We start from the raw sequence: 22,386 nt of genomic DNA on the forward strand, positions 1-22,386 counted from the left end.
TTGGAGCGACATATCAGGTTCGAACTGATGACCTATACCTTGGCAAGGTATCGCTCTACCAACTGAGCTAATGTCGCGTACTGTTTGCTTCATTGTTACAATCAACAAGGTATCGTCTTTCAACCTATGCCAACTGAACTAATGTCGCGTACTTTCAAATTTCATTACAACTTTCTATGACTCAGAGTTTGGCGCTCTGTAGAAAGTTGAGGCCGCATTATAGGTAAATTTTACTATGCTGCAACCCCCTTTTTAAAAAAAATTGTTCGATTGGTTAAATTTTAAATACTTCTTTGCGATAAAACTGCATTTCAGCAATAGATTCCTTAATATCTTCTAATGCTTGGTGAGTATTTTTCTTGCTGAAGCCATTCATTGTTTCAGGACTCCAACGACGAACCAATTCTTTAACTGTGCTGACATCAATGTTGCGATAATGAAAGAACTCTTCAAGTTCCAACATGTACTTATTCAAGAAGCGACGATCTTGACCAATACTATTACCGCACATTGGCGATGCGCCTTTAGGCACGTACTGAGCTAAAAAATCAATCGTTTGTGTTATCGCATCTTGTTCAGAACATTTACTGGCACGCACACGGTCAACTAATCCAGACTCTCCGTGATGTTTTTGGTTCCAATCATCCATGCCTGCTAGTACTTCATCGGTCTGATAAATGGCTAGAACAGGGCCTTGAGCAATGATGTTGAGTTCTTGGTCGGTCACTAAAGTTGCAATTTCAATGACTCGATCGACATCTGGTTCTAAGCCTGTCATTTCCAAATCAACCCAAATTAGATTATTCGCATCAACAGCCATTTATGCCGCCTTATGTTATCTGTCGCCTAAATTCAGGCATTTTTATAAAAGAGTGTGTATCATACTGTTTTTTTGACACACAAAAAAACACCTATTTAATGAAGATAAGCCAGTGAGTAAAAAGAAACCCCTAAGCCAAGGCCAATTACGCCGAATGCGAGCGAATCAAACCAAGCGATTAAAGCGCGGTGACGATGACACTCAACAAGCTGAGTTACAGGATAACCTCTTAGGCCCTGAGCAAGCTGGAGTGGTTATTTCGCGCTTTGGTCAGCATGCCGACATCGAAACAGCTGACGGTACTGTATCGCGATGTAATATTCGCCGCGCAGTGACCAGTTTAGTTACTGGTGATAAAGTGGTGGTCCGATTAGCGACAGAAGTCCAATCTGGCTCCAGTATCGGTGGTATTGTTATCGCCGTTCACCCTCGAAAATCTTCTTTAACTCGACCAGATTTATACGATGGCGTAAAAATTATTGCCGCCAACATCGATCAAATCTTAATTGTGTCATCGGTATTACCCAGCTTTACCACTCAAATTATTGACCGATACTTAGTGGCTTCAGAAGATACAGATATCACACCGATCATCATTCTCAATAAAATTGATTTATTGGATGACACTAATCGTGATGAAATCGAAACGGCATTAACGCGTTACCAAAATATTGGTTATCAGGTTTTCCGCGTCAGTAGTCACACCGGTGAAGGCGTTGAAGACCTTAAAGAATTACTCAATAACAGCGTCAGTGTTTTTGCTGGTCAGTCTGGTGTTGGCAAGTCTTCTTTAATCAATGCATTAATGCCTGATGCTGAACTGTTGATCGGAGATGTGTCTGGCAACTCAGGTTTAGGGCAGCACACTACAACCACGGCCAAATTACTGCACTTTGTCAGCGGCGGTGATTTAATCGACTCACCTGGTGTTCGCGAATTTGCCTTGTGGCATTTGGATGCCATCAGAGTGGGCTGGTGTTTTGTTGAGTTTAGAGACTTTTTAGGATCGTGTAAGTTCCGTGATTGTAAACATGGCGACGACCCAGGTTGTGCTTTACAGCAGGCTTTAGCTGATGGAAAGATAACTCAAGACCGCTTTAGTAATTACCAACGTATTATTGCCAGTTTAGACGAGCAACGTCATGCACGACATTTTCGTGCTATTGATGAATAATACTCAATAGAATAATATTTTATGGTTCAACCAGATTAGAGAAAAGGAAAATACATTGGACTCAATTAAAATTGCTTTGCAATACATGCTACCAAAACATTTTCTGTCGCGTTTAGTGGGTAAGTTTGCTGCTGCGGAAGCAGGCGCTATCACCACGGCAGGAATTAAATGGTTTATCAAACAATACAAAATTGATATGTCTGAAGCACAGCAACCTGAGCCCGAAGCCTATAAAACGTTTAATGCATTTTTTACCCGTGCATTAAAGCCTGAACTCAGACCTATCTGCACAGAAAGTAATATGATGGCGCACCCTGTTGACGGTGCGGTAAGCCAATGTGGACCCATTGAAGCGGGCAATATTTTCCAGGCTAAAGGCCACACTTATACCTCTGAAGCATTGTTAGGTGGTAATAAGGCCGATGCTGCACGCTTTGATGGTGGAGATTTTGCCACCATTTATTTGGCCCCAAAAGATTACCATCGCCTGCATATGCCTATTACAGGTACATTATCAAAAATGACTTACGTGCCAGGTGATTTATTCTCGGTTAATCCACTTACCGCTCAAAACGTGCCAGGACTGTTTGCCCGTAATGAACGTGTTGTAGCTATATTTGAAACCGAAGTAGGTCCACTAGCAATGGTACTAGTTGGTGCAACCATTGTTGCCAGTATTGAAACCATATGGTCTGGCACGGTAACACCGCCAGGCGGTAAGCAAGTATTTAGCTGGGACTATCCAACCACGGGTCCAGAAGCGGTCACCTTAGAAAAAGGCGCTGAAATGGGCCGCTTTAAACTAGGCAGTACTGTGGTGATGTTATTTGCCCAAGATGCTATTGAAACATTTGCAGATGGTGTTGAACCAGGTGCAACAACTCGTATGGGTCAGCCGTTCGCTAAACTCACACAGCAGTAACCAACATGACAACAACTAAACCACACTCTGGCTTAGTTGAGTTACATATAGCCGTACTGCTCTTTGGTGGTACGGCTTTATTTTCTAAACTCATTCCCCTTAGCGCACTTAACATTACCTTTTTGCGCTGTATCATCGCCGCAATAGTACTCGCTGCAATGATTAAAGCGACCAAACGCCCACTTAGATTACAACGCCAACAAGATTATTGGGCGGCCTTAGCGCTAGGCACTTTAGTGTGTCTGCATTGGGTAACCTATTTTGCAGCTATGCAGTTGTCATCTGTCGCCATTGGCATGATTGCATTTTTTACTTATCCCGTCATGACGGTATTAATCGAACCATTAATCAATAAAACGCAGCTCAAACTTGTCGATGTAATATCCGGTATCGCGGTATTAGCAGGCGTAATAATGCTGATCCCTGAGGCAAATCTGAATAACGACACCACCTTAGGCATTATCGTTGGCGTTATTTCAGCAGTTTTATTTACCTGCAGAAATTTGCTTCATAAACGAGTGTTTTCGCAATATAGCGGTCCGCATGCTATGTTTTATCAGACACTGATAACGTTAATTCTATTGAGTCCTTGGCAAGATGTCGCTGCCCAGCACATTAGCCAAACCACTTGGGGATTGATTCTGTTACTTGGCATAGTGTTCACCGCCTTACCTCATGCATTATTTACTACAGCACTGCGTTTTTTAAGCGCTAAAACAGTGGGGTTAGTGTCGTGTTTACAACCGTTTTATGGTGCAGTGCTCGCATTATTGGTTTTAGACGAACAACTCACAACACCAACCCTTATCGGCGGAACCATTATTGTGGCAACGGCTTTATTTGAAACCCAACAAAGTCATCAAAAAAGTAGAGCATAATCACGCAAATTTGCTACCATGGCCTTACTCCAACCTGAGCAAAGTATTATGTTACGTTTAGCGTGTTTATTCCTGTGTTTCCTTATAGTTAATACACTGTCGGTTTCTGTATTCGCCAATACTCCCCTAACCCTAGATAAGCGTTTGGGGCTCAATAGCCAAGCCGAAAATCAGCCGCTTGATATCACATCTCAAATTGCAGAACTGCAAAGCAGCATTGAAAAGCTGCAAATAGAACAACAAACCTATACCAATATTGAACAATCTAACAACGAAACCAAACTATCACTTACAGGGCAGCTACGTGAAGCGCAAATAGCATTGAGTCTAGATGCGGATATAGACCTTGATCAGCAAGCTTCAATGGCCTACTTTCACTTATCGGAATTAAAAGAGACTGAGTCGAGCCTTAATGATAAGTTGCGCCTAATTTCACAACGTCAGACATTATTACCAGACTTAATCGTTCAGGCACAAAATGCCTTAACTCAACATAATAAAACCCTCCAAGTCCCGATTGAAACTCCGTTAGGTCAACGTAACAAACTTCAAGCAGAACTGCTAACGCAGCATATTGCGACCTTAGAATCGGAACGTTTAGCTAACCCTAAGCAATTAGAGATCACCCAACTACAACAACAGCTCAATCGCTTATCGTTAAGCCAACAAGAAACCTTTATCGAGCTTATCAACAAACATAATATTGAGTATCGTCAGCAGCAAACTGCAGACACCATAGCCAACAACTTAATTGATGCCCAAGAGCTAGCCGACCCATTGTCTCAAGATTTAAGCAAATTAAATCAACACTATGCAGAACAATTACAAAAACTTACTAGCAATATAAAATCTGCGATAGAGAAACAGCAACGCATTGAAAAACGCTATCAATCGCAAAATGCACAGCTATCAAACGTGCTTGAGCAAATTACCTGGGTTAAAACTAATTCTGCATTTGGCGATCGTTTTTTACAAATGCTGCAATCATTGCCGAAACCGCCCAATCTCGACAAATTGCAAACTGAATTAGCTGACACACGGCTAGAGCGCTACCAATTAGAACAACAACAAGCGTTAAATAGTCAGCAACTCGATGACAGCGAAATGTTTAATGAAACCCAAATCAAATTATTGCAATCACAGCAAGTATTGATAGAGCAGCTACTGCAAAGCTATGATCGATATTTAGCTGAATTTGCAAAATTGCGCATTGGGTATGAACAGTTAAATCAACTGCATAACACATTAAAAAACACTCTTAATGAGCATTTGTTTTGGGTACCTAACGCCCCTAGCATTGGCGCGTTATGGCTAATTGATTTAAGCCACAGTAGCGTTTGGTTGCTGCAACCGAGTCAGTGGCAGTCATTACAACAAGCGTGGTCCGAACAAAGTAATTATTGGGCTTGGTGGGGAATTTTATTATTGTGCTGTTTAATGGCACAAGACATGCTGACACCTAAGTTCAATAAAGCGATTGGGCGCTACGCCATCTTTGTCGGTAATGTGACTCAAGATAAATTTAAATACACCATCAAAACCTTAATCATCAGCCTAGTGTATGCCCTAATAAAACCCTTACCGGTGATCATGGCTGGGTTTATATTCTCGCGATCAGAACAAAACATGGTGTATGCCGTCGGAGTGGGCATCTTAGCCATTGGTGTCTGTTATCTCATTTATCAATTCTTTTACTTATTAACCGTTGATAAAGGCATTTTGATTAGCCACTTCAGACGGCCCAAAAAAATTGTTAAACAAGCACAACAAACCATGGCTTCATTTGTCATGGTATCGGCACCATTAATCGGCTTAATGGGTTTCACCGAAGCACTAGATACTTCATTAGTACGCAACAGCCTTGGCCGCGGGGCATTTATCGTTTTCTGTATTGTGTTATGCCTGTTGTATAAAGATATCATGTTACTTATTGGCCAATATCGTAAAAATAAGCCTAACGCCACTAACATGGAGTTGATTCAAAAAGCGGTATGGGCACTTCTAGTTGTCACGCCAATTTTTAGCGCTATCTTAGCGGGAATAGGTTACTACTTCACGGCTTTCCAGCTGCTATTACAGCTACAAATATCGGTACTGTTAGGCTTAGGTTTCTTACTCACCTATCAGCTCATTAAGCGTTGGATGTTAATCGAGCGTCGCTTAATTGCCTTTGACCGTGCCAAAGCTAAACGTGCAGAGCGTCTTGCACAGCGTGAAAGAGGCGAAATGAATAATGAGCCGATAGAAACCTACGAAGAACCCGTCGTTGATTTAGAAACCATCTCTAGCCAATCGTTAGGCTTAGTAAGATCGATCCTAATCTTAGCTTTTTTTGCCAGCTTATTAGGCATTTTGGCGCAAACGCATACCGCGGTATTCTCATTTTTAGATGGCATTACCTTATGGACCACCAATAGCAATGTAAATGGTATTGAGCAACAAGTGCCCATTACATTAAAGTCGATTTTATTTGGCATCATGTTAGTCGGGTTCTCAGTCGTTATTGCGAAGAATCTACCCGGTTTACTTGAATTAATGCTCTTACAAAGACTCGATTTATCACCAGGCACAGGTTTTGCGATTACCACGGTAAGTAGCTACCTTGTGGTATTTTTTGGCACGTTGTTCGGTTTTTCAACCTTGGGCATGGAATGGTCAAAATTACAGTGGTTAGTTGCCGCATTATCAGTGGGCTTAGGTTTTGGCCTCCAGGAAATTTTTGCCAACTTTATTTCCGGTATTATCATTCTATTTGAAAAACCGATCCGTATTGGCGATACCGTCACCATTAGAGATCTCACTGGTACTGTCAGTAAAATCCAGATTCGAGCAACCACAATTGTCGATTGGGACCGTAAAGAAATTATCGTGCCTAACAAAGCCTTTATTACCGAGCAATTGGTCAACTGGTCTTTATCAGATCCAATTACCCGCGTTATCGTCACGGTATCGGTGTCTCGTGATTCAGATCCAACCAAAGTAGAAATGTTATTGCATCAAGCGGTGCGCGAATGTGATTTATCATTAACTAGCCCAGAACCCGAAGTGTGGTTTGCTGGTTTTGGTCAACACACACAAGATTATGAAGTACGTTCGTATGCTAAAGACATGTCTGATCGTTGGCCACTACGCCATAATTTACATAAGCGTATTAGTAAAAAATTGAAAGACAATAATGTTGAACTTGCCTACCCTCAGATGGAAGTTCATATTAATCATGCGCCTAAAGAATCCACAGGATTATACAAGGGCTAAGCTAAGTATTGATTAAGGACACCTATGCTCGTTTTTGCTCACCGCGGCGCCAGCGGTTATGCTCCTGAAAACACCTTAGCCGCGATGGACAAAGCGCTCGACTTGGGTGTTAATGCCATTGAACTGGATGTGCATTGCGTTGAAGGTGAATTAGTGGTGTTTCATGATCGCCGCTTAGAAGGTAAATCAACCGGAACAGGGCTAATCCATTTAACCACCAAGGCAGCATTGGCTCAATTTACGGTTGGCGGACAAGCAATCCCCACATTGTGGCAAGTACTCGAACGAGTCAGTGTTAGCGGCAAAGGCTCGTGTACTATTAACATCGAATTAAAAGGCATTGGCTGCGTACAACCGTTTATTGCCTTATATCCTCAAGCCTTAGAGCAACTTAGTTTCACCCCAGAACAACTGTTAATATCATCCTTTAACCATCCTTATTTGGCGCAGATAAAACAGTCTTTTCCGCACGCGGTGATCGCACCATTATTAGCAGGCATTCCGCTCGATCTAGCTACAATAATGACCACACTTAATGCCTATTCAATCAACCTTGATGTTGGTTTTATTAATCAAGCCATTGTTGATGATGCCCACCAGCGAGGCGGCAAAGTGTTTGTTTATACGGTTGATAACCCACAAGATATTCAAGCGTTAAAAGCGATGGGCGTGGACGGTATATTCAGTAATTACCCAGATAAAGCCCTCGCTGCTGCAATGATGCCGATAACAACCGATTATAGCGCTTGGTTTGAATAATCTAGTTATCCCACGTTCGACAATGAGGTTAATGTGGCACATAAACTGTTATTACTCACCAGAGAAAACGATCAATATAGGCAACTATTAACAAAACTTTGCCTGCCGAACCTCGAAATTGTTGACGATCTGATGGTTGATGATTCAGGCCATTATACTGGCGGCAATATTAGCGATACCGATATTTGGTTAGCAGAACCTCATCTAGCCGCTTCATTATTGCCGCATGTACCGTCGCCCAAATGGTTACAATCTACCTTTGCCGGTGTCGATGCATTAATGCATATGTCGTTACCACATGATTATTTACTGACTAATATTCGCGGTGTGTTTGGTCCACTTATGAGCGAATATGTTTTTGGTTACCTGCTAAGCCATTATCGCCACCATAATGCGTACACTCAACAGCAACAACAGCAGCGTTGGTTACCGAGTAGTTATGGTACTTTGCAAGGAGTCAAACTATTAATATTAGGCACCGGCTCTATCGCACAGCACCTTACAAAAACAGCCCATCATTTTGGTATGACTGTCAGCGGGCTTAATCGAAAAGGTGCTCCTGTTAGTGGCTTTGATAACATCGACACCATTGATAAATTAGCCGACTATTTGCCTCTAGCAGATGTGATTGTTAGCGTATTGCCCAATACACCTCAAACCAAGCACATATTAAATGCGGCTAATCTGTCGTTATTAAAAGCAGATGCCATGTTATTTAATATTGGCCGAGGTAACGCCATTGAATTAGATGCGTTACAAGCTGAATTAACCTTACAACCACAACGTCAAGCCATATTAGATGTATTCGAACAAGAGCCCTTACCTGCTGAACATCCACTATGGCATTACCATAACGTCACTATCACACCGCATATCGCTGCACCAAGCTTCCCTGAACAAGTAACACAAATTTTCAGCCACAACTATCAACTATGGCAACAATCTAAACCATTACAATATGTGGTCGACGTTAAACAAGGTTACTAAAGCTGCAATCAATTTAGGATTAACAGGGAAGGCTTGCGGAGATTTTGATCACTTTGGTGTATAACATCAAGCATGTACTTAATCTAATCCAGCTAGCATCTAACATTAACCACTTTCACAGTTCTCTTCACTCATCGAACTAAATTAATTTATATCAATACGTTAATTAACAACTGGTTTATGCCGGGACTAATATCGTGGTGCTGGTTTATCGGAAAAAGGTGAGCCAGATCAAACTGTATTAAAAATGATCGCTACATAAGCAAAATAGTTATTGCCAATGATAACTGTTTTCATTTAGAATTGGATTACTTTCTAGCTCAGACCATTTTTTTGAATGAAGAGGCTTTCCCTATGTTCGTTTGTCTTTGTCATGCGATTACCGACACTCAAATCAAAGCAGCTGTTAGCTTAGGTGACAGTTCGTTAGCTGATGTAAAGAAACGTCTTGGCGTTGCAGACCAATGCGGCAAATGTGCCCGCATGGCTAGTCAAATAATTCAAACACAGCTTGAGTACGAACCTAATTTCTATGAAGTTGCCTAGTCGCATTAATATATAAGTCGACTCTGCTTCCATAAAAAAATGCTGCTCATATGACATATGAGCAGCATTTTTTTATTCTACAATCCAGCATTCTTACTCGTTTATATCCAGATTATCGTCTTGCAAGCCGTCTTCTGCCAATGGTCCCATTTCGACATCAACACTGTCTACGCGTTGTAATCCTCTTGGTAACTTAGCACCACGTCGACCTCGCTCACCACGATAGTGCTCTAAATCGCTTGGTTTCAAGGTTAGCTTGCGCTTACCGGCCCACAAGGTTACCGCGGTATTATGCGGCACTACATTTAAGTGCAAAAGTAACTCTTCACGATTTTTAGCGCGATCGGTTGGAATACCAATAATCTTATTGCCTTTACCTTTTGATAACTGTGGCAAGGCATCTAAACTAAACATCAACATTCGGCCTTCAGAGGTAATGGCTAACAACGATTGCTCTGCCGTTTTATTGATTAACTTTGGCTGCATAGCTAACGCATTGGTTGGCAGACTGAGTAGTGCCTTACCGGCTTTATTGCGGCTAACCAAATCTGGGTAAGCACAAATAAAGCCATAACCAGCATCGGTTGCCAACAAGAAGAACTGTTCATCTTCGCCCATGAGTACATGTTGCATCGTCGCGCCAGGAGCCATATTAAAGCGTGTGGTAATTGGCTCGCCTTGGCTGCGCGCCGAAGGCAACGTATGACTGTCTGTGGCAAATGCACGTCCAGTCGAATCTATAAACACCGCAGCTTGGTTACTCTTGCCCATCACGCTACAAAGATAACTGTCACCAGACTTATACGATAAGCCTTCTACATCGACATCATGGCCTTTAGCACAACGTACCCAGCCTTTATCAGACAATACAACTGTGACAGACTCAGTTGGCGTTAACTCTTGCTCAGTCAGCGCTTTGGCATCTAAACGCTCAATAATTGGCGAGCGACGATTATCACCATAAGTCTCACCATCTTGGATTAATTCTTTTTTCACTAAGGTTTTCATGCGACGTTCTGAACTTAACAATAACTCTAATTTGTCACGTTCTGCCGCAAGCTCATCTTGCTCACCTTTAATTTTAAATTCTTCAAGCTTGGCTAAATGACGTAATTTTAACTCTAAAATTGATTCAGCTTGTTTATCCGACAAGTTAAAGCGTGCCATCAACTCAGCTTTAGGTTCGTCGTTATAACGAATAATTTCGATCACTTCATCAATGTTTAAAAACGCAATCATTAACGCTTCTAAAATATGTAACCGGGCTAATACTTTATCAAGTCGATATTGCAAGCGGCGAGTGACCGTTGTAAGGCGGAACTCCAACCACTCAGTTAATAGTTGTTTCAGACCTTTTACTTTCGGACGACCGTCCAGTCCCAACACATTTAGGTTAACTCGAAAGCTTTTCTCAAGGTCTGTAGTCGCAAATAAATGGGTCATTAGCTGATCACAATCAATGCGATTTGAACGAGGTACAATCACTAATCGCACTGGGTTTTCATGATCAGATTCATCACGTAAATCAGACACCATCGGCAGCTTTTTGGCCTGCATTTGATTGGCGATTTGTTCTAAAATTTTACCGCTACTGGCTTGATGCGGTAATGACGTAATGACAATCTCGCCCTGCTCTTCACTGTAAACTGCACGCGCTCTGATTGAGCCTTTACCAGTTTCATAAATCCGCTCAATATCAGCTCTAGGAGTAATAATTTCGGCTTCTGTTGGATAATCAGGACCAGGAACAAACTCCATTAGGCGGGCTAAATCAGCTTTAGGATTATCGATTAGCTCTATACAGGCGCCTACTAATTCACGCACGTTATGCGGCGGAATATCCGTTGCCATGCCCACTGCGATACCGGTAATACCATTCAATAATATATGCGGTAATCGTGCTGGTAAGGTTACAGGCTCTTTCATGGTGCCATCAAAGTTAGGGCTCCAATCTACGGTACCCTGCCCTAATTCCGACAATAACACTTCAGAAAACTTTGATAATCTAGCTTCGGTATAACGCATTGCAGCAAATGACTTAGGGTCATCTGGCGCACCCCAGTTACCTTGGCCGTCAACCAGCGGATATCGATATGAAAATGGTTGCGCCATTAACACCATAGCTTCGTAACACGCACTATCACCGTGCGGGTGATATTTACCTAACACGTCGCCGACAGTACGGGCTGATTTTTTGTGTTTAGATTGCGCTGATAAGCCTAATTCGCTCATTGCATAGATAATGCGGCGTTGGACAGGTTTTAGACCATCACCAATGTGCGGTAGGGCGCGATCCATAATCACGTACATGGAATAATTTAAATAAGCCCCTTCGGTAAAGCGCCTCAGCGGCATTTGCTCTACACCATCAAGGCTTAATTCAATCGCATCACTCATTATTCGTTTCCTGTGATTGTTCGGGTGCATTATAAAACAAGCGGTAAATATTACCTTTTAGATCATCTGAAATGTACATTGCACCATCAGGCGCATTAATCACATCAAATGGACGTGCTACCGGAAATTCTCCATCCAGAAAACTCACCACGGTTTCACGTTTCATAATTTTGTTATCTTCCATTTCAAGCATCACAATTTGATAACCGACTTTACTTGAACGGTTCCACGAACCGTTTTCAGCCACAAAAATCTGTTTGCGATAACGTTCAGGAAATTGCTCGCCTCGGTAAAAGCTTAATCCCGTTGCAGCAACATGGGCTGGTAATTCAAATTCGGGCAGGGTGATGTTTAAATTTTCCGGTTTATCATAGGCGGGTTCAATAACATTTTTACCGTGCAAATAAGGAAAGCCAAAATGGCTGCCTTTAACGTCTAAACGGTTTATCTCATCAGCGGGAATATTATCGCCCATCCAATCTCGGCCTAAATCAGCAAACCACAACTTGTTAGTATCGGGTGACCAATCAAAGCCAATAACACTGCGAAGCCCAGAAGCTACTTGCTCACTGGCACCGGTATCGACATTAATCGCTAATATACTGCCAAATGGCGAAGCAGCCTCGCACACATTACAAGGCGATCCGATGGCAATGTATAAACGTCCGTCGGGTCCAAAATGCATCGAACGCGAATACTTTTTGTCTAAGCTTGGTAAATTTGAATACACTTCACGCGCACGGCTAGGGCGACGCAAGCGAGACTCAATCTCTTCAAAACGGATAATGCGATCGTCTTCAGTGACGTATAATGAACCATCATGAAAGGCTAACGCTTCAGGATAATCGAGGCCTCTGGCAATAAGATAACGTTTATCAACTTGGCCATTTTGATCGCTATCAACTAGCGCATAAACAGTGCCACTTTTTTGAGAGCCTACAAAAAGAGTGCCCTCATCGCCTACAGTTAATTGCTTAATATCACCTAAATCGGAAGCATATAAACTTAATCCAAAACCTTTGGTAACGGTAATCATCACCGATTGCGCAGCAGAGGCTAAAATAGGCGTCAGGGCTAAAAACATAACCCCCATGAAGGCGAATTTACCGCCCAAATTTACGTAAGATCGTAATCTAATATATTGCATGCTAATTATCTTTTGCCTTATGTTATACATTATTATTGGCACTAAGAAACACGGCTAAAGTAACGCTAGGTCACCTTTGGTTTCTAACCAACTTTTACGATCCGGTGCACGCTTTTTGGCAAGTAACATATCCATTAATGCCACGGTCTCATCGGCATCATCAATGGTTAATTGCACTAAGCGTCTAGTATTGGGATCCATAGTGGTTTCACGTAGCTGCAACGGGTTCATTTCACCCAGACCTTTAAAACGAGTCACTTGCACTTTACCTTTTTTATTTTCTGCCGCTATACGGTCTAAAATACCGGTTTTTTCCGCTTCATCCAAAGCGTAAAAAACCTCTTTACCGATATCAATACGAAATAACGGTGGCATTGCAATATACACATGACCATTGTTAACTAATACACGATAATGCTTTAAAAACAACGCACACAACAATGTCGCAATATGCAGCCCATCAGAATCCGCATCGGCTAAGATACAAATTTTACCATAACGTAATTCTGAAATATCATCACTGTCAGGATCGCAACCAATCGCAATCGAAATATTATGTACCTCTTGCGACGCTAACACTTGTCCGGAATCAACTTCCCAGGTATTTAAAATCTTACCTCTTAGCGGCATAATCGCTTGAAACTCGCGGTCTCGTGCTTGTTTGGCGCTACCACCAGCAGAATCACCCTCTACTAAAAACAACTCTCCTCGCATTGGGTCTTGGCCGCTACAATCGGTTAACTTGCCCGGTAACGCAGGTCCAGAAGTGACTTTTTTACGCGCGACTTTTTTGGCTGCCTTTAAGCGCCGCAATGCATTGCCAATACACAATTCTGCCAACTGCTCTGCTAACTCAGTATTAGAATTTAACCACAACGAAAAGGCATCACGAGCAATACCAGAAACAAATGCAGAGCTTTGACGGCTCGATAATTTTTCTTTGGTTTGCCCAGCAAATTGTGGGTCTTGCATTTTTATCGATAAAATAAACGCCGCACGGTCCCAAATGTCTTCGGGCGACAACTTAATTCCCCGAGGAACAAGATTGCGAAATTCACAAAACTCACGCATAGACTCAAGCAAACCTTGTCTAAACCCATTCACATGAGTACCACCTAATGGTGTCGGAATTAAGTTAACGTAGCTTTCACTTAAACTTTCGCCACCTTCTGGTAACCATGTAATAGCCCACTCAGCAGCTTCTAATTTGCCTTTAAAGCTGCCGACAAAAGGCTCTTCAGGTAATAAAACCGAGTCTTTTATCGCTTCTTTGAGGTAATCAGTTAAGCCACTTTCATAAAACCATTCATGCACATCACCATTTTGTTTATTGGTGAATTTAATCCGCAAACCAGGGCACAATACCGCTTTAGCTCGCAGAATATAAATTAATTTACTGACCGAGAAATTAGGTGAATCAAAATAACTTACATCGGGCCAAAAATGCACTCGGGTCCCGGTATTGCGACGTCCACAAGTACCCGTCACCACCAACTCTTCGACCTTAAAACCATTCTCAAAGGCCATTTCGTATATTTGTGCATCACGGCGAACGCTGATTTCAACTCGGGTGGATAAGGCGTTAACAACAGAAATACCAACCCCGTGTAAACCGCCCGAAAATTGGTAGTTTTTATTGGAAAACTTACCGCCAGCGTGCAATTTAGTTAGGATCAGTTCAACCCCAGGAATGCCTTCTTCAGCGTGAATATCCACCGGCATACCGCGGCCATCATCGGTCACTTCAAGGGAATTATCAGTATGGAGTACAACTTCAATTTTAGTCGCATGTCCTGCCAGAGCTTCATCAACACTGTTATCAATGACTTCTTGCCCAAGATGATTTGGTCTAGAGGTGTCGGTATACATACCTGGACGGCGTTTTACCGGGTCAAGTCCATTAAGGACCTCAATAGCGTCAGAAGTATATTGGTTGCTCATAATCCACACATTTGGAGTTAAATAGAGCCAAAGTTAGCTCAAATTGATCGTTGTTTGTAACGGTAGAAAGTTACAACTGAATAAATTTACATATTTTGTCTAATTGTTGTTCATAGCCGACAAAACTGTGATCGCCATTAGGCTCTAAATGTAATTCACAGCTATGGTACTTATGTAATGCTTGTCGATAATCTAACACTTCGTCACCAGTTTGCAACAGCACCAGAAAACGATCCGGGTGCCGGATCACGTGAGTATTATACAGGGCGACATCATCTTGATGCTGCGGCAACACTTGATAATGCTCATTGGTATAAGGATTATATTGAGGCCCGATAAACTCTTCAAATAATTCGAACGGTTTTACCGCCGGATTAATCAAAACAGCTCTGCCACCATACGTTTCGGTTAAATAACTGGCAAAATAACCACCTAACGACGAGCCAATAAAGCGCAATATCTGCCCTTGCCGTTTCGCTTGCTCAGCGATGTTGCACAATAAAGCCATAGCAGCAGAGGGTGATGAAGGTAATTGTGGTTGGTGAAAGTCGACTTGTGGATAATGTTGCTGAATATAGTGTGCGGTTTGAACGGCCTTATCCGACTGAGGAGAACTATTAAAACCATGTATATAAAGCAGCATATTCCCTCGCGAGACGGTTAATCAATACTTAACGTCCCTTAGTAACATAAGATGACGCACTAAACTAGTATCCGCTGGCCTCATTATCGGGTGCAAATCGATTTCCAGGCACGCGATACACATTAGTACGAATGCTACCATCGCCTGCCAACTCCAGCAAACGATAACCCGGTTGACGATGATCTAAGGCGAAATAGGAGGATAATGGTTTAAACTGAATACACGTCGATGGTGTCGCCATTAGTGGAATAGGACCATGCGGTCCACGATGAATATTATCGACTTGTTGGTGTACGTGCCCCCAAAGAACGCCTTTCACTTGCGGGTAGCGACTTGTTCGTTGCAAAAAGTCTTCGCCATTCATCATGCAATGCTGATCTAACCAAGCGCACTGCATTAAAATAGGATTATGGTGCATCACTAATAACACATGTTTATCTGGTGTCGCCTTAATTGAAGCCTCGATCAATGCAAACTGCTGTTCGCCCATATAGCCACCAGGCTTACCACGAACAGTTGAATCAAGCATTAATATTAGCCAGTTACCAATAATTATCCGTTGTTGACCAAACACTTTTTCACCCTGCATACGCAGACTCATTAAGCGAGGATCATCGTGGTTTCCGGGTAAGTAATGACAAGGCAGATCTAACATCTCAATCTTCTGCACAAAGTGCTGATAAGACTCAGGTGAATAATCTTGGCTAATATCTCCCGTAGCCAATAAAATATTGGCGGGATATTGGGTTGCAATAAATGTATTCAACACGGCTTGAAGACTTTGTGCCGTATTAACACCAAGCAATTGACCTTCGGGATCAGCAAAAAGATGCGGATCCGTCACTTGTACTAATCGCACAGGCTCATTTTCAGCAACAGAATAATGCACTGCGTCTTTAAGCACAAAATATTCCTAACATGGTAAAAAGAAGAAAAAAGCTACGATTGGCAAGTCACTCTCAGAGACCCAATCTTCAACAGCTCCTCAAGGAATGCATTCACCTGAAATTTTTCATCGCTATGATGCATATGTATATTCGGGTAATCATACACTGGCTTTAAGCGATAAATCTGTTGGCTAGTTAACACTTCTGCTAATTGAGCATCATGATAGACACGAACAATTGCGTTTGGAGATTTAAAAAAATGTCCATTTGGTATAGGGCGCGATATTTCGATTAACTGAGTATATTTAGTATTCTCAAGAAGATTGATCGACAACTGGCCAAACTCACCTTCAACCTGCCAAGGCACATTGACCGTAATTTGATCGGGTAACCATTTTAAAATATGTGCATAATTTCGACCACATACCGCTAAAAACGCACTGATATTGGGTTGATATTTTTGCTTGTTTCGCTGGTTAAACTCTGCCACTCAATCATTCCTATCTTGCTTATCACCATGTTCAATAAACTAAAGTGCGTCACGAATCTGTTGGTAGTTTAGCATCAACCATTGGATGCCTAATACCGTCGATGCATTGTCAATGCGACCATTATTAATCCACTCATAGGCTTGTTCACGGCTAACAACATGCACACGAATATCTTCATTTTCATGTTCAAGTCCGTGTATTCCGCCAGCTTTGGTCGTATCAACCTGCCCCCAAAACAAATGAAAACGCTCAGAAGTGCCACCAGGACTGACTAAGTAACTGTTTATGCGTGTTAAACCTAATAGACTTAATCCAGCTTCTTCGGCCAATTCTCGCTCTGCAACTTGTTCTGGAAATTCGCCGGGCTCAATCATACCTGCCACTAACTCAAGAAGCCAGATTGATTTAGTAGTTGCTAATGCAGGTACCCTAATTTGTTCGATTAATACAATTTCATCACGAACGGGGTCATAAGGCAGTACAACCACCGCATTACCGCGCTCAAAAACCTCACGGGTAATCTCACCACTCCAGCCACCTTTAAACAACTTATGCTTAAAGGTGTATTCGTCCAACTGGAAGAAACCTTTATACAACACTTTTTTAGATATCAAACTAAAACCTGACTCTGCGTCAAAGGTTGTTAACACCGATTGCTCAGACATATTTATCCTTGTCTATCAAAACATAAACTAACGGGTCATTTTAACAGTTTAAATTAACATAATTAAGAACTAAGCATTTGAGCTTGAAAAAAGCAAAAACGGGTCTAATTAAAATAAAATCTGTTACACTTCAAATTTGACTTGAAAATGAAAAAATCACTACTATTAAGTAGTGCACAATATGTAGTAATCGACATGACATAATCGATATATTGTGAGCAATATGTAATCAACAATGAAATGTCGACATTGAACGACGCTATCATCTGTAAATTATTGTGCATATTCATTAAGCAAGTGAGTTAACACTGATTGCCGAGTTAAGATTAAATGATGATAAATCATTCACTTAACCAAGAGCATGACCAAATTATAAGTTAATCAACACCTCAAATTACCGAGGAATTGTCTAAAAAGGGCAGCAAATGAAATTCAAAATTGGTTCATTATACGCAGCATTAGCATTTGCTATTGCAGCACCAGCAGTACAAGCTGACGATTTACTTCAAATATATCAGCAAGCACTCACTAGCGACCCTATCGTTTTACAAGCCAAAGCACAACGTGATGCGTTATACGAGAGTATTCAAGAAAACCGTGCACCGTTATTACCAACCATCAGCGCAAACGTTGGTTATGCCAAAGCGTGGAACGATCCTTTAGCAGACACCGACGGTTTAACGGGTGGTGTTAGCTTAACTCAAGTTATATACGATCATAGTGCATGGGTTGGTTTAGATCTTGCTGAAATGGCAGCATCTCAAGCCGACTCAACTTATGCATCGTCATTACAATCGTTAATCACTCGCGTAACTAAAGCGTATTTTGACGTATTAACGGCTAAAGATAACTACGAGTTCCAAGGTGCAGAAAAAGCCGCCATTGAACGTCAGCTTGAACAAACTAAGCAACGTTTTGCAGTCGGCCTAACCGCAATTACTGATGTACATGAAGCTCAAGCACAATATGACTTAGCATCAGCATTAGAAATTTTGGCTCAAAATACCCTAGACAATAGCTACGAAACATTACGTGAAATTACTGGTATAGATCATAAATCAATTGATATTCTTGATACTAACCGTTTTTCAGCCGTTACACCTGCCCCAGCATCGTCTGCTGCTTGGTTAAAAATGGCCGAAACCAATAGTATCGATTTAATGACTCAACGTATCGCTAAAGATATCGCCAATGAAACCATTAAATTGTACAAAGCTGGCCATATGCCTTCATTGAACTTCAATGCTGGTTACAACAAAGGCGTTGATCAAACGCCTGGTCCAGATTATGACAACAGCAATGTTGGTATCACGTTAAGCATTCCAATTTTTGAAGGCTTTAAAGTCACCTCTCAAGTGAAGCAAGCGCAATTCCGATATGTGGAAGCTAGCGAGAAATTAGAGCAAACTCATCGTAGCGTTACCAAAAACGTGCGTAATAACTTTAACAACGTGAATGCGTCTATCAGTTCAATCAAAGCGTATGAGCAATCAGTTATTTCATCTGAAAGCGCGCTAAAAGCAACCCAAGCTGGTTTTGAAGTGGGTACGCGTACAATTGTTGATGTGCTAAACCGTACACGCGACTTATATGATTCAAAGCGTCAACTATCTGAAGCTCGTTATGGTTATATTAACTCTATATTAGCGCTTAAACAGGCTGCGGGTACGTTGAACGAAGATGATGTTATCTCGATTAACAGCGGACTTATTGCTCAATAAGCACTAGTCACTAGTCACTAAGCACTAAGCACTAAGCACTAAGCTTACACAAAAATAAGCTCCCACAAAAAAACCGCCAATTGGCGGTTTTTTTATAGGCATTACAATTACTTATATAATCGTTAAGCTCGATACCGAATTAGAAAACTAATTCAACACCAGCAAATGCACCACTAAAGTCAGTATTCTGAGAAACACCAGAGAAGTTGCTTACATCAAAATTGAACTCGCGGTAACCAACACGGATAGAAGTATCGACAGCTAATCCGTCAAACTGCCATCCTAAACCTGCACCGTAGTCATATACATTAGATTCATCTACACCGATCATTACATCAGCAAAGCCAAACAAACCTAAACCAATCATGCCGACTTGTGCACTGGCGTATCCCATCACGATACCGCTATCGATATCCACCTCTTCTGGGTGACCTGCATCAGCAACACGTAATGAACCACTCATTAACTTGTATGCCGCACCTAAATCAACAGACACTAAGTCGTTATCGAGAATTTCGTAATACAATACAAAGTCAGTATTACTTAAGTCATTCGTCACTGAGGTTTCGCCAGTAAAATTGTGACCGTTAAAGTTAAAGTCGGCATTAGCAAGACTCGTGCTCGACTCAAGACGGTTTTCACGAATTTTAACATTAGGCACAAACGGCAATGGATGCTCAACAGCAATCCACACACTACCTTGTGAAGAATCATCATTAAAGCTGTGAGCAACACCACTATCATCATTAAATGCATTTGTGGTGTCTGCCTGCCAATAATCGGCGCCTACTTTAAAACCCAATACAGTTGCCGCATGAGCCGATGACACACTTAAAAGGCCCACTACAGCTGTGGCAAGAAGAGTCTTTTTCATCATTATCCTTGTGAGAGTAAATTAGTTAAATCAATTACCGCGGCATTTGCACGCGAAATATAATTAGCCATCACCAACGAGTGATTAGCCACTAAACCAAAACCATTTCCATTAAGAACCAAAGGGCTCCAAACTGTTTGCTGAGTAGCTTCAAGTTCACGAATAATTTGACGTAAACTGACCTCAGCATTTTTCTTTTCTAACACATCGGCAAAATCAACTTCAATAGCCCGCATAAAATTCAATAATGCCCAGGCTGAACCACGGCTTTCATAAAATACATCATCAATTTTCCACCAGCTGGTTTTAATTTCATTACTCGATAAACCCGGTGTAGATTGACGCGCAGACTTATCACCTGCTAAATCAGTATTTAAGCGTTCTTGGCCCACACTGGCAGATAAGTGTTGCGACATACTGCCTAAGCGTTTCTGAACTTCTTTCAACCATTCATTGAGATTATCTGCACGAGCATAAAACTGAGCATTATTGTTATCAGCGTCGTTGATTTTAGCACGGTAAAGTTTCAATAATTTGATCGCATCACGATACTCACCTTCAGCACTTGGCACTAACCAACTAGTATGACCAATGTTTAACTTCGAATGAGCGGCTAACAAATCAGTGTCCGCCGTCGACTGCGACTGCGAACGACTAAACTCTTTACGCATAGTCAGTGCTAAATCACGCACTTGCTCTAATGCACCAAATTCAAATGCAGGCATGTTATCCATCATTACCGACGGAGGCATAATATCATTAGATAGCCAACCACCTGGTTTATCCAGCAAGGTTTCCATGGTATCAATTAATGCAGTCGTTGTGGCATAACCCACAATTAACTTACCGTTATCGGTTTGCGACGAGACCGGCTTAATGGGATCCGGCTCAACGCTCCACCACACGCTAACAAAGTAAAGTACTAAACCCAGCACACCAACAACGGCTAAAATTTTATTCCTTGTTACTTGCATCAATATTGCTCCTTAATGATGGTGATGATGCTCGACATGTTCATCATGTTGAGCCGCGGTCTGTTTAAGCACTGCAAGCTCAATCATAAGATGCTGACCATCTTCAAAAATTAATTCTAAAGGCACTTTATCATCAATAACCAATGGCGCGGTTAACGACAACAACATCACATGGTCGCCAGTAGGTTGAAGTGTTAACGAACCGTGAGACGGTATAGTAAACCCTTCGACTTGACGCATTTTAACCATGCCATCTTCTTCTAAAATTGTATGTAACTGCGCTACTTTTGCCGCACTGGTCTTCACTTCAACTAACTTAACATCGCTGTTGTTATGATTTTCTAACGTAAAATAAGCGGCGGTATTAGGCACACTCGCAGGCATAGCTCTAACATGTCCATCGACCAGGACAACGTTAGCAGTGGCGGCGAATGATAATGATGATAACACTAAAAAGTTAAACAGATGTTTGAATATTGCTTTCAATGTCTTAAACTCCATGTAATCCCACTCGCGTTCACAACAGGAAGCTACGAATGAGTCATATTCAGGTAAGAGATGATCAAGGCGTGCGTATCATCAGTTTTAATCGTCCAGAAAAGCGCAATGCCTTTAATCTAGAAATGTATCAGCAATTCACAGAATACCTGATCCAAGGTGAAGCCGACAATGATATTCGTGCCTTTCTGTTCCATGGTACCGAAAACTGTTTTACCTCTGGCAATGATATCGTCGATTTTCTGCAAAGTGGTGCCTTAGATGACAATCATCCAACCGTTAAATTCTTGTTTTGTTTGTTAGATCTTAAAAAGCCTGTGGTTGCAGCGGTAACCGGAGCGGCTGTGGGAATAGGAACAACTCTACTATTGCATTGCGACTTAGTGTACGCCGACAATCAGGCTAAATTCCAAATGCCATTTGTCAATTTAGCGCTAGTACCAGAAGCAGCCTCAAGCATCTTGTTACCCTTAATTGTTGGCCAACAAAAAGCGGCTGAACTAATTTTACTGGGCGAAGCCTTTGATGCAGAGACGGCTGAAAAATTAACCATTATTAACCGCGTGGTTGCCCAAGACGAGCTCATTAGCTTCAGTCTAGCGCAAGCAAAAAAATTGGCAGCTCTGCCACCATTATCTATGCAAGCATCAAAACGGCTTTTACGTCATAACCAGGCAGAAGTTAAAGCTCAGATGAAATTAGAATTAGTTGAGTTTGCTGAACGCTTACAAAGTGACGAAGCAAAACAACGCTTCCAAGCTTTCTTAAAAAAATAACCACATACATCAATGCATAACCTATCTGCGG

20 protein-coding genes and 1 tRNA gene are annotated in these 22,386 nt (G+C 41.7%); 9 read left to right on the top strand and 12 right to left on the bottom strand.

The window, feature by feature from the left end:
- Window position 1: 1 nt before the first annotated feature.
- Together AAEY98_RS18150 and orn are read right to left on the bottom strand one after the other, a co-directional pair.
- Window positions 2-77 (bottom strand) — tRNA-Gly (locus AAEY98_RS18150).
- A gap of 197 nt (window positions 78-274) precedes the next feature.
- Complete coding sequence (gene orn, locus AAEY98_RS18155; RefSeq protein ID WP_351000892.1) at window positions 275-820, bottom strand: oligoribonuclease; 546 nt, start codon at window positions 818-820, stop codon at window positions 275-277.
- Window positions 821-932: 112 nt separating this feature from the next.
- Here orn and rsgA point away from each other — a divergent pair, with 112 nt between their 5' ends.
- The 7 genes from rsgA to AAEY98_RS18190 all read left to right on the top strand — a co-directional run bounded on the left by rsgA (window position 933) and on the right by AAEY98_RS18190 (window position 9,341).
- Window positions 933-1,994 carry a small ribosomal subunit biogenesis GTPase RsgA gene (gene rsgA, locus AAEY98_RS18160; RefSeq protein WP_101085231.1) on the top strand — a complete coding sequence of 354 codons (1,062 nt, stop codon included), beginning with the start codon at window positions 933-935 and terminating at the stop codon, window positions 1,992-1,994.
- A 55-nt stretch (window positions 1,995-2,049) separates the two neighbouring features.
- Window positions 2,050-2,916: an archaetidylserine decarboxylase gene (gene asd, locus AAEY98_RS18165; RefSeq protein ID WP_101085230.1), complete on the top strand. Its 867-nt coding sequence runs from the start codon at window positions 2,050-2,052 to the stop codon at window positions 2,914-2,916.
- Between the two features lie 5 nt (window positions 2,917-2,921).
- A complete protein-coding gene (locus AAEY98_RS18170; RefSeq protein ID WP_351018664.1) occupies window positions 2,922-3,794 on the top strand; it encodes a DMT family transporter in 873 nt (290 codons plus the stop codon).
- An 18-nt stretch (window positions 3,795-3,812) separates the two neighbouring features.
- Window positions 3,813-7,049, top strand: a complete 3,237-nt coding sequence (locus AAEY98_RS18175; RefSeq protein WP_101085228.1) for a mechanosensitive ion channel domain-containing protein — start codon at window positions 3,813-3,815, stop codon at window positions 7,047-7,049.
- 24 nt (window positions 7,050-7,073) lie between these two features.
- Window positions 7,074-7,808 (top strand): glycerophosphodiester phosphodiesterase, encoded by a 735-nt coding sequence (locus AAEY98_RS18180; protein WP_351018667.1) that lies wholly within the window; start codon window positions 7,074-7,076, stop codon window positions 7,806-7,808.
- 33 nt (window positions 7,809-7,841) lie between these two features.
- Complete coding sequence (locus AAEY98_RS18185; protein ID WP_351018670.1) at window positions 7,842-8,795, top strand: D-2-hydroxyacid dehydrogenase; 954 nt, start codon at window positions 7,842-7,844, stop codon at window positions 8,793-8,795.
- Window positions 8,796-9,149: 354 nt separating this feature from the next.
- A complete protein-coding gene (locus AAEY98_RS18190; protein WP_011638763.1) occupies window positions 9,150-9,341 on the top strand; it encodes a bacterioferritin-associated ferredoxin in 192 nt (63 codons plus the stop codon).
- A 93-nt stretch (window positions 9,342-9,434) separates the two neighbouring features.
- On the opposite strand, the gene parC is transcribed toward AAEY98_RS18190, so the two are convergent.
- The 7 genes from parC to nudF form a co-directional block, all read right to left on the bottom strand.
- A complete protein-coding gene (gene parC, locus AAEY98_RS18195; RefSeq protein WP_351018673.1) occupies window positions 9,435-11,738 on the bottom strand; it encodes a DNA topoisomerase IV subunit A in 2,304 nt (767 codons plus the stop codon).
- The gene (locus tag AAEY98_RS18200) at window positions 11,731-12,831 is read right to left on the bottom strand and encodes a PQQ-dependent sugar dehydrogenase (RefSeq protein WP_254439942.1); all 1,101 of its coding nucleotides are present in this window, start codon (window positions 12,829-12,831) and stop codon (window positions 11,731-11,733) included. Before AAEY98_RS18200 ends, parC begins: the two co-directional genes overlap by 8 nt.
- 108 nt (window positions 12,832-12,939) lie before the next feature.
- On the bottom strand, window positions 12,940-14,826 hold the full coding sequence (gene parE / locus AAEY98_RS18205) for a DNA topoisomerase IV subunit B (RefSeq protein WP_101085223.1): 1,887 nt from the start codon (window positions 14,824-14,826) through the stop codon (window positions 12,940-12,942).
- Window positions 14,827-14,896: 70 nt separating this feature from the next.
- Entirely contained in the window at window positions 14,897-15,469 is a 573-nt protein-coding gene (locus AAEY98_RS18210; protein ID WP_162023876.1) for a YqiA/YcfP family alpha/beta fold hydrolase, read from the bottom strand.
- A gap of 64 nt (window positions 15,470-15,533) precedes the next feature.
- Window positions 15,534-16,373 carry a 3',5'-cyclic-AMP phosphodiesterase gene (gene cpdA / locus AAEY98_RS18215; RefSeq protein WP_101085221.1) on the bottom strand — a complete coding sequence of 280 codons (840 nt, stop codon included), beginning with the start codon at window positions 16,371-16,373 and terminating at the stop codon, window positions 15,534-15,536.
- Window positions 16,374-16,408: 35 nt separating this feature from the next.
- The gene (locus AAEY98_RS18220) at window positions 16,409-16,846 is read right to left on the bottom strand and encodes a DUF1249 domain-containing protein (protein ID WP_162023877.1); all 438 of its coding nucleotides are present in this window, start codon (window positions 16,844-16,846) and stop codon (window positions 16,409-16,411) included.
- Between the two features lie 39 nt (window positions 16,847-16,885).
- Window positions 16,886-17,512: an ADP-ribose diphosphatase gene (nudF, locus tag AAEY98_RS18225; protein WP_101085219.1), complete on the bottom strand. Its 627-nt coding sequence runs from the start codon at window positions 17,510-17,512 to the stop codon at window positions 16,886-16,888.
- A gap of 425 nt (window positions 17,513-17,937) precedes the next feature.
- On the opposite strand from nudF, the gene tolC reads away from it, so the two are divergent.
- A complete protein-coding gene (tolC, locus tag AAEY98_RS18230; RefSeq protein ID WP_162023878.1) occupies window positions 17,938-19,233 on the top strand; it encodes an outer membrane channel protein TolC in 1,296 nt (431 codons plus the stop codon).
- Window positions 19,234-19,372: 139 nt separating this feature from the next.
- Here the strand turns inward: tolC and AAEY98_RS18235 are convergent, their stop codons facing one another.
- From AAEY98_RS18235 to AAEY98_RS18245, 3 genes are read right to left on the bottom strand one after another with little or no spacing between them, the layout of a single operon-like run.
- Entirely contained in the window at window positions 19,373-20,107 is a 735-nt protein-coding gene (locus AAEY98_RS18235; protein WP_101085217.1) for a TIGR04219 family outer membrane beta-barrel protein, read from the bottom strand.
- A gap of 2 nt (window positions 20,108-20,109) precedes the next feature.
- Window positions 20,110-21,081, bottom strand: coding sequence for a DUF2333 family protein (locus AAEY98_RS18240; RefSeq protein ID WP_101085216.1), 972 nt, complete (start codon window positions 21,079-21,081; stop codon window positions 20,110-20,112).
- Window positions 21,082-21,093: 12 nt separating this feature from the next.
- Complete coding sequence (locus AAEY98_RS18245) at window positions 21,094-21,582, bottom strand: copper chaperone PCu(A)C (RefSeq protein ID WP_351018677.1); 489 nt, start codon at window positions 21,580-21,582, stop codon at window positions 21,094-21,096.
- A 35-nt stretch (window positions 21,583-21,617) separates the two neighbouring features.
- Here AAEY98_RS18245 and AAEY98_RS18250 point away from each other — a divergent pair, with 35 nt between their 5' ends.
- Window positions 21,618-22,355 carry an enoyl-CoA hydratase-related protein gene (locus AAEY98_RS18250; protein WP_182743153.1) on the top strand — a complete coding sequence of 246 codons (738 nt, stop codon included), beginning with the start codon at window positions 21,618-21,620 and terminating at the stop codon, window positions 22,353-22,355.
- The last annotated feature ends 31 nt before the right edge of the window (window positions 22,356-22,386 follow it).

The sequence above is a fragment of the Shewanella sp. AC91-MNA-CIBAN-0169 genome (genome assembly GCF_040310165.1).
GTDB lineage: Bacteria > Pseudomonadota > Gammaproteobacteria > Enterobacterales > Shewanellaceae > Shewanella.

Excerpts from the sequence above, each read along its gene's own strand:
- AAEY98_RS18250 (WP_182743153.1), top strand. The coding sequence starts at position 21,618 with ATGAGTCATATTCAGGTAAGAGATGATCAAGGCGTGCGTATCATCAGT.
- AAEY98_RS18235 (WP_101085217.1), bottom strand. The coding sequence starts at position 20,107 with ATGAAAAAGACTCTTCTTGCCACAGCTGTAGTGGGCCTTTTAAGTGTG.
- parC (WP_351018673.1), bottom strand. The coding sequence starts at position 11,738 with ATGAGTGATGCGATTGAATTAAGCCTTGATGGTGTAGAGCAAATGCCG.
- AAEY98_RS18170 (WP_351018664.1), top strand. The coding sequence starts at position 2,922 with ATGACAACAACTAAACCACACTCTGGCTTAGTTGAGTTACATATAGCC.
- AAEY98_RS18210 (WP_162023876.1), bottom strand. The coding sequence starts at position 15,469 with ATGCTGCTTTATATACATGGTTTTAATAGTTCTCCTCAGTCGGATAAG.
- nudF (WP_101085219.1), bottom strand. The coding sequence starts at position 17,512 with ATGTCTGAGCAATCGGTGTTAACAACCTTTGACGCAGAGTCAGGTTTT.
- AAEY98_RS18175 (WP_101085228.1), top strand. The coding sequence starts at position 3,813 with ATGGCCTTACTCCAACCTGAGCAAAGTATTATGTTACGTTTAGCGTGT.
- orn (WP_351000892.1), bottom strand. The coding sequence starts at position 820 with ATGGCTGTTGATGCGAATAATCTAATTTGGGTTGATTTGGAAATGACA.
- AAEY98_RS18240 (WP_101085216.1), bottom strand. The coding sequence starts at position 21,081 with ATGCAAGTAACAAGGAATAAAATTTTAGCCGTTGTTGGTGTGCTGGGT.
- AAEY98_RS18245 (WP_351018677.1), bottom strand. The coding sequence starts at position 21,582 with ATGGAGTTTAAGACATTGAAAGCAATATTCAAACATCTGTTTAACTTT.
- parE (WP_101085223.1), bottom strand. The coding sequence starts at position 14,826 with ATGAGCAACCAATATACTTCTGACGCTATTGAGGTCCTTAATGGACTT.
- AAEY98_RS18200 (WP_254439942.1), bottom strand. The coding sequence starts at position 12,831 with ATGGGGGTTATGTTTTTAGCCCTGACGCCTATTTTAGCCTCTGCTGCG.
- tolC (WP_162023878.1), top strand. The coding sequence starts at position 17,938 with ATGAAATTCAAAATTGGTTCATTATACGCAGCATTAGCATTTGCTATT.
- AAEY98_RS18190 (WP_011638763.1), top strand. The coding sequence starts at position 9,150 with ATGTTCGTTTGTCTTTGTCATGCGATTACCGACACTCAAATCAAAGCA.
- AAEY98_RS18180 (WP_351018667.1), top strand. The coding sequence starts at position 7,074 with ATGCTCGTTTTTGCTCACCGCGGCGCCAGCGGTTATGCTCCTGAAAAC.